The organism is Parafrankia sp. Ea1.12 (assembly GCF_900465275.1).
Taxonomy (GTDB): domain Bacteria; phylum Actinomycetota; class Actinomycetes; order Frankiales; family Frankiaceae; genus Parafrankia; species Parafrankia soli.
In genome coordinates this window covers 77,995-92,080 of record NZ_UBIZ01000295.1, presented here as the reverse complement: position 1 = coordinate 92,080, position 14,086 = coordinate 77,995, and the positions used below count along the sequence as shown (strand labels likewise).

The window sequence follows — 14,086 nt, the reverse complement described above, 5'->3', positions numbered from 1 at the left end:
CCGAAAAGACCCGGCCGGCCGGTGAGAAGAGAGGCGGGACGACGATGACCCGGCGATTTCTTGTGTTCGACGGCGACGGTGAGCTCGTGGGCACGTTCGCGGAGTGGGAGGACGCGCATTCCTGGGCGCACCTACGATCAGCCGAACCCGCGAATACCGGCCCCGTACAGGTGGAGGACCGCGCCGAGCGCCGCACCTGGACGGTGAGCGGCGAGCAGTGCCGACTCACCGTCTGGCGGCGCCAGGTCGAGTACGGCTACTGCGCACCGCCGCCGCCGGTGCCGCTCCCCGTCCCGTCCGCCTTCGTCGCTCCGTCGGCGCCGCCGCCGGGAACGGTGAGCCCGCGCCCGCGGAACAGGCTCCGCCGCCAGGTCAAAGCCTCCTGAGCGCAGGCTGTCAGAGCCGGCCCGCAACCGCCGCAACCGCCTCGGCCGGCTCAGCCGGAGGCCGCCGGGTCGTCGCCTCCCAGCCCGCGGTGGATCGCCTGCTCCACCGGAGAGCGGGGGAGATCCGTGTCGCCGAGGAGCGGCGGGCCGTCGGGCTCGAGCGGCGGCTGGGCGAGGAACCGGGGAGTCGACCCCCGGTGCACCTGCGCGGCGTGGATCAGGAACGGGTGGCAGAGGTAGACGTCCCCGGCCTGCCCGGTGGCCAGCGCGGTCGGACGGTCCGCGGCGTCGAGCCGGCCGGCCGCGTCCATCGTCCGGCACAGGCTCAGGACGTCCGTCCCGCGCCCACCGAGCGGCTCGAGGAACCGCGGGACGTCCAGATGCGAACCGACCTTGATCCTGGTCGGGGCATCGGCCGGGCCGACGTCGGAGAACAGGAAGAGCATCAGCAGGGCACGGCCGCGTGAGGCCACATTGAGCCACGGCCAGGGCGCTGTCGCCGCGGCCTGCGCCGGGTCGTCCGCGGCGTAGCTGCCATCCATGTGCCAGCCTGTGTCGCCCGGGTCGTCGGGGTGCGGGAAACGAATCGGGAAAGTGCCCAGCCCGACCCGGGGCAGCCAGCGCCCGGGGCCTACGAGCTGGTCGAACGCGGCACTCAGCCGCGGCGAGGACGCGGCGGCGCGGAACGGCTCGTCGGCGCGCCCGCCCACGCGGACGACAGGGTGCGTCCAGGTCGCGCTGTCCGCGGGATCGGCGTCGATCGTCTCCCAGAGAATCGCCCGGCCCGCGTCGGCGACCGCGCGGCTGAACGCCCCAGCCACCCGCACGAATCCGTCCGCGACGAACCTCTCGATCTCCTCGCCGGTAAGCATGGGACGGGACGACTCGGCCGTGAATCCGGACGTCATGGGCCGCGACCACCTCCGGTGAACGAGTCTGCCCGCGACCGGCAGCCGCCCGCCACGCATTTTTCGCCGCTCACCTCGGCGCGTCCGCGCTGGGCGGCGGCCTGCGACGGCGGGGTGTCGTGGTGCGGGATTAGCCTTGGACTGTGCCGGAGTCCGTGAACTTTGACCGTATGGCGGACCGCTACGACGAGACGCGGGGCGGGGCGGAACGTGGCCGGACCGTCGCCGCCGCGCTCGCTCCGCACCTGCTCGGCGAGACGCCCCCGGAACGCGCGCGGCTGCTGGAGATCGGCGTCGGTACCGGTCTGGTCTCCGCCGCCTTCGTCGAACTCGGCTGGTCCGTGGCCGGAGTGGATCTCTCCGAGCGGATGCTCGCCCGCGCCGCGGGACGGCTGTCCGGCCGGATCCTGCGCGCTGACGCGACAGCGATCCCACTCCGCTCAGGCACCGTGGACGCCTGCGCCGCGGTGCACGTGCTGCACCTCGTCGGCGATCAGCCCGCAGTGCTGGCCGAGGTCGTCCGGGTGCTGCGCCCGGGCGGCCGGTTCGGTTTCGTCGGGGCCGGGGCGCCCGACGGATCGGACATCTCCGAGATCATCCAAGCAATGCAGGCCACGCTTGCCGACGGCGCGTCCCGTCGCGACGCGCCCGACACCGTCACCCGGCTCGCAGAGCAGGCCGGCCTGCGCCTGGTCGCCGACCTCACCCTCACCGGCGCGGGACGTCCCTCGACCCCGCTGGAAGCCGCCCGGCAGATCGAGCTCCGGACATGGTCGACCTTCTGGGACGTCCCCGCGTCGAAATGGTCCACGATCGTCGAACCCGCGCTGGACGCTCTTCGCGGTCTCCCGAACCCGGCCGAGGCCCGGCCAGCCAGAATCCGTACGCCTTGCCTGATCTTCGAGAGCCAGTCTCCCGGGACGCCGGCTCGCGCAAGATAAGTCAATTACCCTGGGCCGCGTTTCATCATTGATCGGCGGGTCGGGTAAAGGTCACGTGGGTGATGCCGCTGGGGGTCGTCGTGGATTCGACGGTGAAGCGCTTCTCCATCTCCTCGAGGCCCTCCCACAGCCGCACCCCGCGGCCGAGGAGGATCGGGACGACGGCCACGTGCAGGTGGTCGATCAGATCCACTGCCAGGAAGTCGCGGACCATGGTCGGCCCGCCACCGATCCGGACGTCGAGGCCGCCGGCGGCCTCCCGTGCCTGGCGGAGCGCCTCCTGCGGGGTGGCGTCGATGAAGTGGAACGTCGTGCCCCCTTTCATCACCAACGGCGGGCGGGGGTGGTGGGTCAGGACGAAGACCGGCGTGTGGAACGGGGGATCCTCGCCCCACCACCCCGTCCATTCGTGGTCCTCCCAGGGGCCGCGCTGCGGCCCGAACTTGTTCCGCCCCATGATCTCGGCGCCGATGCCCGGCTCCCATGCTCCGGCAAGCGCGTCGTCCACCCCGGTGTCTCCGCCGTCCTCGCCGTGCATCGCGCGGAACGACCTGGTGTGGAAGAACCAGTCGTGCAACCGCCCCTCGGCGTGACCGAACGGCCTTTCGAGGCTCTGCCCCTCGCCGGTGCCATAACCGTCGAGAGAGACGGAGAAGTTGTGGACTCGTACACGAGACACGGGCCGACCTCCTGCTCTCGTAAAATGCGCGGTCGCGACGACGCGACGGTCGTCAGCGCGGCGTTCGGATGGCTGATCAGTGGGTGGCCGAGCCGGCCGCCGGTACCCATGGGCCGACACCACTGACGCGCTCCACGGCGTAGCGCACGATGAATCCCGGGCCCCGCGGCGCCGGGAACTCGGCGTCCGGCGAGATGTAGACCTTCGCCAGGCGGTTGAGCAGGTCCCAGGTGTCATCGCTCGGCGTGACCGTCGCCCGTGCCCGCACCACGGCGTACTGGTTCAGGAAGGCGCCCGGCACCCGCGGGGCGTCGAAGGACAACACGACCCGCGGGTCACGCTCGATGTTGCGTAGCTTCACCTGTTTCGACATGTGCCCGGTGACGATCGCGTCGCCGTCCAGGCCGATCCAGATGACCGTCACCTGCGGGCTGCCGTCGGCGTTGATGGTGGTCAGGTGGGCCATCGGGCCGGACTCGATGAGGTCCCTCAGTTCCTGCGGCAGAATGCTCACGGGTCGATTTCCTCTCTTGCGCACCGGCGTCGGGCGCCGTGCCGGCGGCCGTCCAACCCGTCCAACCTATCCCGTCCGTTCAGCGGCCCAGGCTGTCTGGGCTGGTCGTCCGCGCCGTTTGTGGTCGTCCTGTTCGAGCCTGCCCGCTCGCGGCCTGCCATACCAGTGGCCGCCTGTGGCATTATTGATCAATCTGCGAATAATGCTGTCATGGCTGACATCACGCGCCGCTCAATCACCGTGGGCCACCTGCGCATGCACATCGCCGAGGCCGGTTCCGGGCCGCTGGTCATTCTTTTACACGGCTTTCCCGAGTCGTCGTACTCGTGGCGGCACCAGCTCACCGCGCTCGCCGACGCGGGCTTCCACGCCGTCGCCCCGGACCAACGCGGCTACGGGCGTACGGGTGGTCCGGCCGATGTCTCGGCGTACACGATCCTGCACCTGGTCGGGGACGTGGTCGGCCTCGTCACCAGCCTCGGCGACGGGCCCGCCGCCGTCGTCGGCCAGGATTGGGGTGCGGTCGTCGCCTGGCATACCGCGCTGCTGCGCCCGGATCTCGTCCGTGGTGTGGTCGGCCTCAGTGTGCCGTACCTCGAGCGCACCACCCGTCCACCGGTGGAGCTCATGCGCGAGACCTTCGGCGAGGGCTACTACGTCGTCTACTTCCAGGAGCAGGGCGCGCCCGAGGCGGAGCTGGAGCGCGACATCCCGGCCACCTTCCGCCGGTTCCTGGTGCCGTCGTCCGGAGATGCCGCCGCCCCGCCGCCGGTCGTACCCTCCGGCGGAGGATTTCTCGCTCGCCGGCCGGAGCCCGCGGTACTGCCAAACTGAGAGCCTGGCGGGGAAGCGGATCCACCTCGAGGTCGCGTCCGGTGACCTGGGCGCGCGGTGTGTTCAATGTGCCGAGTGGTGATCGTCTATGCGCTGCAGGAGGCGGACCAGCTCCGCGCGTTCGGCCGGGGCGAGCGGGGCGAGCAGTTCGTCCTGGGTCTCGTCGACGAGCTGGTCCAGAGTGTGCAGCCAGGACCGTCCGGCCGGGGTCAGCGTGACGATGTTGCGGCGTCGGTCGGCGGGGTCGGGGGCGCGTTGCACGTACGCCGTCTCGGCCAGGCCGCTCAGCACGGCCACCATGTCACTGCGGTGGATGCCGGTGCGCTCGCTGAGCGCGGCCTGACTTGCCGGGCCGCTGTCGCGGAGCGTGACCAGCGTCGCGTACTGCCACCGCGTCGCCCCCGCCGTGGCGAGACGGGCGTTCGAGATCCGTTCCGCGTGCACCGTGCCGCGGCCGAGGAGCCGGCTGGCCAGTGACCGCAGGCGCGCGGGGACGGCGGACGGGTTGGTCGGCCCGTGGCGGTCGCGTTCCGGCATGGACCGCATCCTAGGGGCTTGCGTTAGTGACACCAACGACCTAACGTTAGTGTTACTAACGTTAGGGAGACTAACGATGAAGATTGAACCCTTCCGCGTCGCCATACCGCAGGCCGACCTCGACGACCTGCACGCACGCCTCGACCGCACCCGCTGGCCCGACGAACTGCCGGGTGTCGGCGACGAGTTCGGCGTGCCGCTGGCCAGGGTCAGGGAACTGGCCGACCACTGGCGCCACCGTTACGACTGGCGGGCCGCGGAGGCCGAGCTGAACAGTCATCCACAGTTCGTCACCGAGATCGACGGCCAGCGGATCCACTTCCTCCACCTGCGCAGCCCCCGGCCGGACGCGCTCCCGTTGGTGCTGACCCACGGCTGGCCGGGGTCGGTCGTGGAGTTCCTCGACGTGATCGGGCCGCTCTCGGCGGACTTCCACCTGGTCGTCCCGTCGATTCCGGGGTGGGGCTTCTCCGGCCCGACGCGCGAGCGCGGCTGGGACGTCGATCGGGTGGCACGTGCCTGGGCGGAGCTGATGCGCGGCCTGGGATACCACCGTTACGGCGCGCAGGGCGGTGACTGGGGGGCGTCGGTGTCCCGGGCCCTGTCACAGCACGACGCCGACCACGTCGTCGGAATACACCTCAACTATCTTCCGACACCGCGGCTGCCGGGCGACCCGGACCGCACCCGGCTGACACCGGGGGACCAGGAGCGGCTCGCCCAGACCGAGGCCTACCTGCGCGACCAGCCGGCGGTTCGGCTGGTCAACGGCACCCGGCCGCAGACCCCGGCGTACGCCCTCAACGACTCGCCGGTCGGGCTGCTCGCCTGGCTGCTCGACCCGATGACGATGTGGGCGGCCCGGGACTTCCCGATCAGTCCCGACCGGGTGCTCACGAACGTGACGCTGTTCTGGTTGACCGGCACCGCCGGGACGGCGCCCCGTCTGCACCGGGAGACCGGCGGCCCGCGGTCGTGGCGCACCGTCCAGCCGGTGGGCGTCCTCGTCCTGCCCGAGGACATCACCCGCCCGGTCCGGTCGTACGCCGAGCGGCGGCTGCCGATCGCCCGGTGGACGGAGGCCGACCGCGGCGGCCACTTCGCGGGGCTTGAGGCGCCCGAGCTGCTCGCCGCCGACATCCGCGCGTTTTTCCTGAACCTGGGCGGCCGATAACATCGGCGAAACGTGCGACCACCGAGTTGTGACCACCGAGTGGGGAAGCCGGGGCACCGTGACCGTCATCAAGATCAACGCCATCTCCGTCGATCCGGACAGCGGCGACGAGCTGGCCCATCGTTTCGCCGCGCGGGCCGGCGCGGTCGACGACCGGGACGGCTTCGAGGGTTTCGAGCTGCTCAAGCCGACCGACGACCGCACCACGTGGCTGGTGGTGACCCGCTGGCGCGACGAGGAGTCGTTCCAGGCGTGGGTCAGCTCGCCGGCCTTCGCCCACGGGCACCGCTCGGAGGCGGAACGCGCCGGCGGCGAGGCGCCCAGGCCGGTTGGCGTGCACAGCGAGCTGTGGAGCTACACGATCGCCGGCGGCTCGGCCGGCTGACCGTTTCCGTCTTCGGCTAGGCGGACACTGTTCCCGTCGGTACACGGGGGATGGCCGAAGCCGGATCAAAGCCCGCGAACGCCAGCCCGATGACGAAGCCCGCGACCTCCTCGAGCTGACGTGCGCGGACCAGCGCTCCCAGCGTGGCCGGTACGCCGCCGACGTCCCGGACGAGATCGCTCACGACCCGCAGCGCCGCCTCGTCGTCGCCGCAGATCGCCACTGTGGGCGCTGATGTGTCCGCACCGGCGCCGCCGGCCGGCGGTCGTGCCCACTGGGCCGCGGGATAAAGGTGGAACGCCTTCACGACGTGCGCTCCAGGAGCCGCCGCGGCGATCCGGGCCGCGGCCGAGTCGCCCTGCTCGGTGAGCAGGACGCCGACGCCGTGCTCGACCGCGTTCGTCGGGTCGATCAACGGAACCCCCGCCAGCGTTCCCTCGTTCGCGCCCGCGCTGCGCAGGACATCCTCGACACCGGTCCACAGCACGGCCAGCAGTACCGCGTCGCGCTCGGCGACAGCCGCGCGTGGTGCGGCCGCCCGCGCCGTCGCGCCCAGGCGTTCCGCGAGCGCATCCGCCTTGGCGCGCGATCGACCGCCGATCACCACCTCGTGCCCGGCCTGGACCCAGGCCCGCCCCAACCCCTCGGCCAGCGCCCCGGTGCCCAGAATCCCGATCCGCATGGTTCCTCCTCGTGCGTGCTTGTGCGCGTCGACCGCGTTCGACGCGATCGCCTCGGACCGAGACCGTAAGGCGGCCGTTACGCACCAATCGGTGCACGCGAGACCTGCGACGATGGCCGGGATGAGCGATCAGGGACGTCACTGCGAGGACCTGGTGGCAGACTGCCGTATCCGGGCGGTGACCGACCTGTTCATCCACATCTGGGACCCGGTCGTGCTGGTGGCTCTTCGCGCGGGGCCGTGCCGGCGCCGCGAGCTGCGCGTCGCGATCGGCGGTATGAGCGACAAGGTCCTCACCGAATCGCTACGCCGGCTCGGCGCCTACGGTCTGGTGGCCCGCCGTGCGTTCGCGCAGGCCCCGCCGCGGGTCGAATACGCGCTGACTCCACTCGGGCAGAGCCTGGTGGACGGTCCGATGGAAGCGCTCGGAAACTGGATCACCGAGCATGGCGAGGAACTACAGGACGCGCAGGACGGATCGGCGGAGCTCCAGGGGCGTACCGGCGCTGACTGAAACCGGAGTGGCGGATGCGGGTACGCCCCGGGAACCGGGGGTGTCAGCGGCTCGCCGGTTCGGCGAACAGCGCGGCGAATCTGGCCGCGCCTTCCCTCGCCAGCCACGTCTCGAAGTCCATCAGCCCCGGGTGCAGTCGCCGCAGTGCGGGAATGTCGGCCTGCCAGCCGTTGAAGGACTTCTCCCGCTCGAGGCCGTCGACGTCGACCCCGAGCTGGACGAGAGTCTCCCGGGGGAGCGGATCCAGCTGAAGGTCGTGCCCGGTCGCGCGGCTGATCGCGGTGATCAGGTGTTCGCGGGTCAACTCGTCGCCAGCCAGCTCCAGCGCCGCACCCACATAGCGGGCCGGATCCGCGAAGGCGAGGGCGGCGAACGCTCCGATGTCGGTGACGGCGATGAGCTGAACCGTCACCCCCGCCGGGATCATCCGGACCAGCGAGGCCTGGCCGGTGACGCCGAAGACCGGGTCGGTGTGGTTCTCCGCGAACATGACGGGACGCAGCACGGTGGCGGGAAGGCCGAGCTCCCGGATGTGGCGCTCGATCCGCGCCTTCGAGGCCGCGGGGCCGTCCGGGTTTCGATCGGTACCGGCCGCGGAGGTGTAGACGAGATGCCGGACCCCGGCGTTCCTGGCCGCGTCGGCGACGTTGACGCCGTACCTTTCCTCCCCCTCGACGAAATGGGGGGCGTGGCTTGCCGGCTGAACACTGAACACCCCGTACACGCCCTCGGTGGCGGCGGCCAGCGTGTCCCGGTCGTCCAGGTCACCGGTCACCAGTTCGGCGCCGTCGAGGGCGAGCCGCCGCGCCGCCGGCCCGGCGGGGTCGCGGACCAGCGCCCTTACCCGCCACCCGTCGGCCAGGAGACGTCGCGCGGTGGCCCCGCCCTGCTGGCCGGTGGCCCCGGTGACGAGGATGGTCCGATCGGGCGTCGGCATGCGGAGCCCCTTCTGTTAGGTTCGGGTCATCTTCCGGAGCGGTGCTCCGAAACATACGGAGCGGTGCTCCGGATGTCAATGATGGAGGAGCCGGTTGGCCGAGTCGCCGCGCGCGGACGCTCGCCGTAACTACGAACTGATCCTTGATGTCGCCCGGGACGTGTTCGCCGAGCACGGCATCGACGCCTCGCTACGGGACATCGCGCGCCGCGCCGGTGTCGGCATCGGCACGCTCTACCGCCACTTCCCGACCCGAGAGGCGTTGCTGGAGGCGTTGCTGGGCCGGGGCTTCGACGGGCTGCGCGCGCGGGCCGAGAGCCTGCTCGCCGCGCCGCGTCCCCGTGACGCGCTGCTCACGTGGCTGGGGGAGGTCGCCACCGGCTCCGCCGTCTACCAGGGCCTGCCCGCCTCGATCCTGGCGGCCCTCGAGGATGAGAGCTCGGCGTTGCACGGCTCGTGCGCGGCCATGCGTGCCGCCGGCGCCGGGCTGCTCGAACGTGCGGCGCGGACCGGGGCCGTGCGCGGCGACATCACCATCGACGACCTGCTCGCGTTCGTCGCCGCGATCGCGTGGGCGAGCGAGCAGTCGTCCGACCCGTCGGGCCGGGCGGAACGACTGCTCTCAATGATGATCTGCGGGCTGGCCGGAGCGCGGGATCCACAGATGGCACCGACCTCGGCTTCTGATCGCGACGGCCACGGCCACGGCCAGCCGTCTCCTGAGGTGACGGCGCCGTGACATTCAACGCCCATACGCCCAACGCCCATACGCCAGACGAATCGCCTTCAGCCGGGCCACAACCGGTTCAAGGCTTCGCGCGCGGTCGCGACGAGGGCCGTCGTATCGACCTGCCGAACTGGTCGATGCTCGTCAAGGTCACCGCTGGCGACACCCTCGGCCGTGGACGCCGGATCGTGAGTGGCCGGGTCAGTCCATGCCGCGTTTGCCCGGGGTCCAGAACGGCTGGACGATAACCTGGCGGCGCTCCCAGCCCCGCTCACTCACCAGGTGGCGGCGGACGGCCTGGCAGGTCCGGGCCTCCCCGGCGACGTAGGCGACGGGCCGGCCCGTGCGGCCATCGGACCCGGACCCGGACCCGATGTCGATGCTGGTGCTGGTGCTGGTGGCGGGGTCCCGCGGATCGGGCAGGTCGAGGTCGGCGAGCGCCGCCGGCAGCAGCGGGGAGCCGGCGGCCGGGGCACCGTGGCGGTAGCTCCAGGCGAGGTCCCCGGCCCGGGGCAAGGGCAGTGCGTCCGCCGGGTCGTCGCACTCGAACACACCGCGGACCTGGGCGGAAGCGGGCAGGCCGCGCAGGATCGCGCCGAAGGGAACCGCCGCGGTGTCGTCACCGACGAACAGGTGGAAGCTCGCGTCGGCCCGCGCGACGAGGCGTCCGTCCGGCTTCGTGATGATCGCTTCGTCTCCCGGCGCGACGCCGCGGGCCCACGCCGCGCCGGGGGAGTCGCCGCCGTGGTCGTACACGGCCAACGCCAGCCGTCCGGCCGGGTGGTACTCCCAGACCGAGTAGCTGCGCTTGATGTCACGGGGCCCCTGCCGCCAGCTGTCCAGCCGGGTCGGGTCCCGGGGGAACAGGGTCACGTTCTGGCCCGGTGTCCAGGTGAGGCCGGCGAGCGCGGGGCCGGCCAGCACGATCCGGCGGGTGCGCCGGGCCAGCGGGTCGACGCTGTCGACCCGTGCGCGCAGCAGCACCCGGTCCAGCAGCGCGAGTGGCCCCCGCCGGGGATGGGCCGGGGAGTCGGTCGGGGAGTCGTCGGTCACGAGGCGAGCGTAGGCAGCAGACGATCAGCACTCAAATGAAACTTACTCAATGGCAAGATGCATGCCATGCAATCGACGTTCTCGCTGGACCTCAACCTCCTGGTGGCTCTCGATGCCCTGCTGGAGGAGCGGAGCGTCAGCGGCGCCGCGCGGCGGCTGCTGCTGACCGAGTCCGCGGTCAGCCGTGCGCTGGGGCGCATACGGCGGGCGATGGACGACCCGGTCCTCGTGCGCGCCGGCCATCGGATGGTGCCCACCCCGCGGGCGCTGGCCGTCCAGGCCGAGGTGCATGCCCTGGTCGAACGGGCCCACGCCGTGTTCGCCCCGGTTCGGGAACCCGACCTGGCCACCCTGACCAGGACGTTCACCATCCTGGCCAGCGACGCGCTGACCACCGCGATCGGCGTCGATCTGCTCGACCGGCTGACTCGGGACGCCCCGGGTGCGCGGGTGCGGTTCCTCCCCGAGCCGTCCGCGACCGACGACCCCCTCCGCGACGGGACCGCCGACCTGGAGATCGGTGAGATCGATTCGACCCCACCGGAAATCCACATCGAGGTCCTGGCCGAGGAGCAGGCTCTCGCCGTCGTCCGTTCCGGGCATCCGCTGGCCCGGGGTCGCCTGACGCCGGAACGCCTCGCCGCCGCCCGGCACGTCACGGCGTCCCGCCGGGGACGCTTCGCGGGCCCGCTGGACGAGGCCCTCGCCGCGCGCGGTCTGCGCCGGACGGTCGCGGTCTCAGTTCCGTCCCACTCCGCCGCGCTGCTGCTCGTCGCCGGCAGCGACCTGGTCGGCCTGGTGCCCGCCCGGCTCGGCCGCGGTCTGCTCACCAGCCTCGGCCTGGTGGCTCTCGATATCGGCCTCGACCTGCCCACCCTGACGATCGCGCAGGCGTGGCATCCCCGCAATGAGGCCGACGCGCCGCATCGCTGGCTTCGCGGCCACGTGCGCGACACCATCCGGCACGCGCTCGCGCTCGATCCCCCGTAACAGGCCGCCCGCTAACCCTAGAAACGCAGTCGCTTGATCCGCTGCTTCGCCCGTCGTGCCCGCTGCGGAATCTCCTGCCGCCGAGATGGCGGCACTGGTACGTCGTAGCGGTGGGCCAGCTCCGTGAAGATCGGATTGGCTGGGTAGGATTCGAGGGCGCTGGCGAGCAGCGTCCTGAACGGATCCTCGATGATTCCGTTTCCGAGGTCGCGGAAGATCTCCTCCCAGGCGGCCTCGGGGTGATGGTAGTCGATGTTCGGTCGTCGTTCGCGGGGGTATCCAGCCCGGGTGAGCATCGGCTCCGCGCTGGCGGTGGTGGTGTAGACCTGTGCGATCTCCCGCCGAAACGTGTCCACATCTTCGGGGCGAAAGCGGCCGGAGGATGACTGGTGTGGTAGCTCACCGGAACCGTCGGTCCGGTTGTCATCGGTTCCCCCGTGCGCTCCGCGCGTGCGTTCGTCGGCATCCGCGGGCAGCCTGACTCCACCGCTGAGGGGAAGGTCCCCGAAGCGCTGCTCGACAAGCGCTGCCAGACTCCGCGAGACCGCCGGGACCAGCGGGAAGATCTCCGCGAGCGAGCCATAGATGACTGTCTCCTGCTGACTGCTGATCGCCCGTGCCAGCTGCGCAGCCCTTTCGCGGGCATTGTCCAGCTCCTCAGGGCCGACGAAGGGGCGGCGCCGTCCGATCAGCCTCCGCACGTATCTGGCGGCCTGCCCGAGCTCCGCTACGATGTCCCGGCGAACCTGACTGATGTCCATGGTGCCGCCGTCAGCTGACGCATCGGGTCGTAACTTCAACATCAGCTCGATGGCGTGCAGCAGGTGATGTGTCGCGAAGAATTCGGGATTCTGATTCCATATCCATCGTCGCACTCCTTCGGAGGCGCCGAAGAAAATAAGGAAGGCAGCCGTGAGGCCGAACACGCTGCCTAATGTACTGAGCGGTATTCCGTCAGGTGATCTGGCATGGTCGCGCAGGATTATCCCGCAGAGGGATACGGAAATCCCCAGCAGCATGACGATAATCGGGGGGAGGAGCAACACCTGTGTGCGAGCAACGATTTTATTGCGTTTGGCGACGTGGTCGACGATCTGATCGGCGGACGGCAGACCTGTCGTACCCATGGCAGACGCGACCGCCGCGACCCGGACGCGGGCTTTGTGCTGCTGCCGCCGCCGGGTGCTCCGAGGCCGCGAGGAGGCGAACGGGACGAACGCCAGGCTGAGGCCGAGAAGAATGATGGCCAGCTGCAGGGTCGATTTACCTAAGAAGACCAAGGTCACTCCGGTGACCTCGGCCTGGAAACCGGCGAGAAGCTCGACGATCTTCCCCTCCCTTGGCGAGGCCCCAGGAATCACCCTACGCGGCACCCACTCACGTGCCGCAGGGGAATCGAAGGCGGGCGGGGCGGGAGGCTGCCCAGCCTGCCGTCAGGCGTTCAGCCAGTTACGCCGGTCTCGCGCCGCGGCATAGATCTGCTCGACATGGGCTGGCTGCCACACCGCCGAAAGATCACTGAAGGTCGCGATCTGGTCGTGCCGGATGGCGTGGACTCGGATGGCATGGACTACATCACGGGAGGGCGCCACGGTCAGCTTCGCCGGCGCGACAAATGCCAGCACCGCGTCGACCTGCACGGCGAATCCGCAGGCCCCACTCAGCGCCGCCGATGCCCGGCTGGCCTCCGCCCGGGCCTTTCGGACGTACGGATAGGGCTGACCTCCCAGCTTCACGGCCTGGTCACCCACCCAGATCCTGGCGCCGACGTGGTATTTCGTGTTGAAGGTGAACACGCCGCCCGGTCCGATCAGCAGATGGTCGATGTCGACGCCTCGGGGTAGCGGTATCGAATGCAGCACCCGCCATCCCCGGCCGGCGAGCAGCTCCAGTTCCGCGCCCACCGTCTCTTCGCCGACCAGCCCTTTGCGCCACCCGTCGGTCTCCGACGGCCGGCGGAACAGACGGTTGAGCAGGGCACGCCAGAAACCCGGCGTCAGCTCCTCGATCTTCGCCCGGATCGCGGCTCCGGGCGGATTGCCGGCGAGGTCGTCCGCGGGTGCGCCACCAGTCAGCCCGGGGGCGCCCGGCGGCTGCATGGGCGGCGATCCGGGCAGGGGCACGGCCGGTAGGGGCACGGCCGGCAGCGGCACGGTCTGGGACCCGGTGCGCCCAGGCACTTCCGGCGTCCATCCCGCCAGCGGTGCCGGCGGCGATACGGGCGCCGGCGGCGGCGGCACGACGTGCGACGGCGGTGGGTGGGCCGAGGGCTCCGGCCGTTGTCCCAGGTAGGGGGCGAGTGCGGCGAGCACCGCATCCCGATCTACGTCGAGCAGGATGTTGAGCTGATCGGTCCGCAGGTCGAACCAGGCCACGCTCTGCCCGTCCGGAAGGTTCACGTAAAGCCGAGCGTGCCCATACCGGTTCCACCGCATCACATGTAGCTCGCCCATGCCTGCGCGCCCATTCCTGTCGACGAAGATGACGGATCAGGGTCGATCAATCGCCTTTGTCGCGCGCCGAGTCGCCGTCTTTCTGACAGACGACCCCCGTACGATGCGACCGCGCCACACTATCCCGAGGTGAGGAGCCCATCCAGCGGTTCTGCGACGGCCGGCAAGCCCGCGCCCCGAAAGCGAATCAGTATTAGGCCGCTGACCAGCGCGACTACTGGTCGGAACCGATTTCCGGGATCTGCGGCGGTCGCTACCCTTCGTATAGCGAAATTCGTGCGTCGTCACACCGCGTACGGGAGCGTGGTATGCGGAGCAACCGTTCGGGGCCACGAACTCTCGCCGACCGGCAGGGTTCCTCGCCGGCCGGCC

At 70.8% G+C, this 14,086-nt stretch carries 17 protein-coding genes; 8 read left to right on the top strand and 9 right to left on the bottom strand.

The window, feature by feature from the left end:
• The first annotated feature begins 44 nt into the window (after window positions 1-44).
• Window positions 45-386 carry a hypothetical protein gene (locus tag FMEAI12_RS14960; protein ID WP_112106486.1) on the top strand — a complete coding sequence of 114 codons (342 nt, stop codon included), beginning with the start codon at window positions 45-47 and terminating at the stop codon, window positions 384-386.
• A gap of 50 nt (window positions 387-436) precedes the next feature.
• Here the strand turns inward: FMEAI12_RS14960 and FMEAI12_RS14955 are convergent, their stop codons facing one another.
• A complete protein-coding gene (locus FMEAI12_RS14955) occupies window positions 437-1,294 on the bottom strand; it encodes a phytanoyl-CoA dioxygenase family protein (protein ID WP_235014013.1) in 858 nt (285 codons plus the stop codon).
• A gap of 143 nt (window positions 1,295-1,437) precedes the next feature.
• On the opposite strand from FMEAI12_RS14955, the gene FMEAI12_RS14950 reads away from it, so the two are divergent.
• Window positions 1,438-2,235, top strand: coding sequence for a class I SAM-dependent methyltransferase (locus tag FMEAI12_RS14950; protein WP_165938741.1), 798 nt, complete (start codon window positions 1,438-1,440; stop codon window positions 2,233-2,235).
• Window positions 2,236-2,260: 25 nt separating this feature from the next.
• Here FMEAI12_RS14950 and FMEAI12_RS14945 read toward each other — a convergent pair whose 3' ends face one another.
• Window positions 2,261-2,914 carry a dihydrofolate reductase family protein gene (locus FMEAI12_RS14945; RefSeq protein WP_112106484.1) on the bottom strand — a complete coding sequence of 218 codons (654 nt, stop codon included), beginning with the start codon at window positions 2,912-2,914 and terminating at the stop codon, window positions 2,261-2,263.
• 76 nt (window positions 2,915-2,990) lie between these two features.
• The gene (locus FMEAI12_RS14940; protein ID WP_071059755.1) at window positions 2,991-3,428 is read right to left on the bottom strand and encodes a PPOX class F420-dependent oxidoreductase; all 438 of its coding nucleotides are present in this window, start codon (window positions 3,426-3,428) and stop codon (window positions 2,991-2,993) included.
• A gap of 210 nt (window positions 3,429-3,638) precedes the next feature.
• Here FMEAI12_RS14940 and FMEAI12_RS39260 point away from each other — a divergent pair, with 210 nt between their 5' ends.
• Window positions 3,639-4,262 (top strand): alpha/beta fold hydrolase, encoded by a 624-nt coding sequence (locus FMEAI12_RS39260; protein ID WP_112106483.1) that lies wholly within the window; start codon window positions 3,639-3,641, stop codon window positions 4,260-4,262.
• Between the two features lie 63 nt (window positions 4,263-4,325).
• On the opposite strand, the gene FMEAI12_RS14930 is transcribed toward FMEAI12_RS39260, so the two are convergent.
• Window positions 4,326-4,799, bottom strand: coding sequence for a MarR family winged helix-turn-helix transcriptional regulator (locus FMEAI12_RS14930; RefSeq protein ID WP_368672074.1), 474 nt, complete (start codon window positions 4,797-4,799; stop codon window positions 4,326-4,328).
• Between the two features lie 76 nt (window positions 4,800-4,875).
• On the opposite strand from FMEAI12_RS14930, the gene FMEAI12_RS14925 reads away from it, so the two are divergent.
• A complete protein-coding gene (locus FMEAI12_RS14925) occupies window positions 4,876-5,973 on the top strand; it encodes an epoxide hydrolase family protein (protein ID WP_112106481.1) in 1,098 nt (365 codons plus the stop codon).
• A 58-nt stretch (window positions 5,974-6,031) separates the two neighbouring features.
• On the top strand, window positions 6,032-6,358 hold the full coding sequence (locus FMEAI12_RS14920; protein ID WP_112106523.1) for an antibiotic biosynthesis monooxygenase: 327 nt from the start codon (window positions 6,032-6,034) through the stop codon (window positions 6,356-6,358).
• Window positions 6,359-6,374: 16 nt separating this feature from the next.
• On the opposite strand, the gene FMEAI12_RS14915 is transcribed toward FMEAI12_RS14920, so the two are convergent.
• Window positions 6,375-7,040: an NADPH-dependent F420 reductase gene (locus FMEAI12_RS14915; protein ID WP_112106480.1), complete on the bottom strand. Its 666-nt coding sequence runs from the start codon at window positions 7,038-7,040 to the stop codon at window positions 6,375-6,377.
• A gap of 121 nt (window positions 7,041-7,161) precedes the next feature.
• On the opposite strand from FMEAI12_RS14915, the gene FMEAI12_RS14910 reads away from it, so the two are divergent.
• On the top strand, window positions 7,162-7,554 hold the full coding sequence (locus FMEAI12_RS14910) for a helix-turn-helix domain-containing protein (protein WP_071059750.1): 393 nt from the start codon (window positions 7,162-7,164) through the stop codon (window positions 7,552-7,554).
• A 43-nt stretch (window positions 7,555-7,597) separates the two neighbouring features.
• Here FMEAI12_RS14910 and FMEAI12_RS14905 read toward each other — a convergent pair whose 3' ends face one another.
• On the bottom strand, window positions 7,598-8,491 hold the full coding sequence (locus tag FMEAI12_RS14905) for an NmrA/HSCARG family protein (protein WP_112106479.1): 894 nt from the start codon (window positions 8,489-8,491) through the stop codon (window positions 7,598-7,600).
• A gap of 94 nt (window positions 8,492-8,585) precedes the next feature.
• Here FMEAI12_RS14905 and FMEAI12_RS14900 point away from each other — a divergent pair, with 94 nt between their 5' ends.
• Entirely contained in the window at window positions 8,586-9,230 is a 645-nt protein-coding gene (locus FMEAI12_RS14900) for a TetR/AcrR family transcriptional regulator (protein WP_112106478.1), read from the top strand.
• 189 nt (window positions 9,231-9,419) lie between these two features.
• On the opposite strand, the gene FMEAI12_RS14895 is transcribed toward FMEAI12_RS14900, so the two are convergent.
• On the bottom strand, window positions 9,420-10,271 hold the full coding sequence (locus tag FMEAI12_RS14895) for a siderophore-interacting protein (protein ID WP_112106477.1): 852 nt from the start codon (window positions 10,269-10,271) through the stop codon (window positions 9,420-9,422).
• Between the two features lie 57 nt (window positions 10,272-10,328).
• On the opposite strand from FMEAI12_RS14895, the gene FMEAI12_RS14890 reads away from it, so the two are divergent.
• Window positions 10,329-11,261: a LysR family transcriptional regulator gene (locus FMEAI12_RS14890; RefSeq protein WP_112106476.1), complete on the top strand. Its 933-nt coding sequence runs from the start codon at window positions 10,329-10,331 to the stop codon at window positions 11,259-11,261.
• Window positions 11,262-11,278: 17 nt separating this feature from the next.
• Here the strand turns inward: FMEAI12_RS14890 and FMEAI12_RS14885 are convergent, their stop codons facing one another.
• Window positions 11,279-12,547: an effector-associated domain EAD1-containing protein gene (locus tag FMEAI12_RS14885; protein ID WP_131626809.1), complete on the bottom strand. Its 1,269-nt coding sequence runs from the start codon at window positions 12,545-12,547 to the stop codon at window positions 11,279-11,281.
• A gap of 147 nt (window positions 12,548-12,694) precedes the next feature.
• Entirely contained in the window at window positions 12,695-13,714 is a 1,020-nt protein-coding gene (locus FMEAI12_RS14880; protein WP_112106474.1) for a nuclease-related domain-containing protein, read from the bottom strand.
• Window positions 13,715-14,086: the final 372 nt, after the last annotated feature.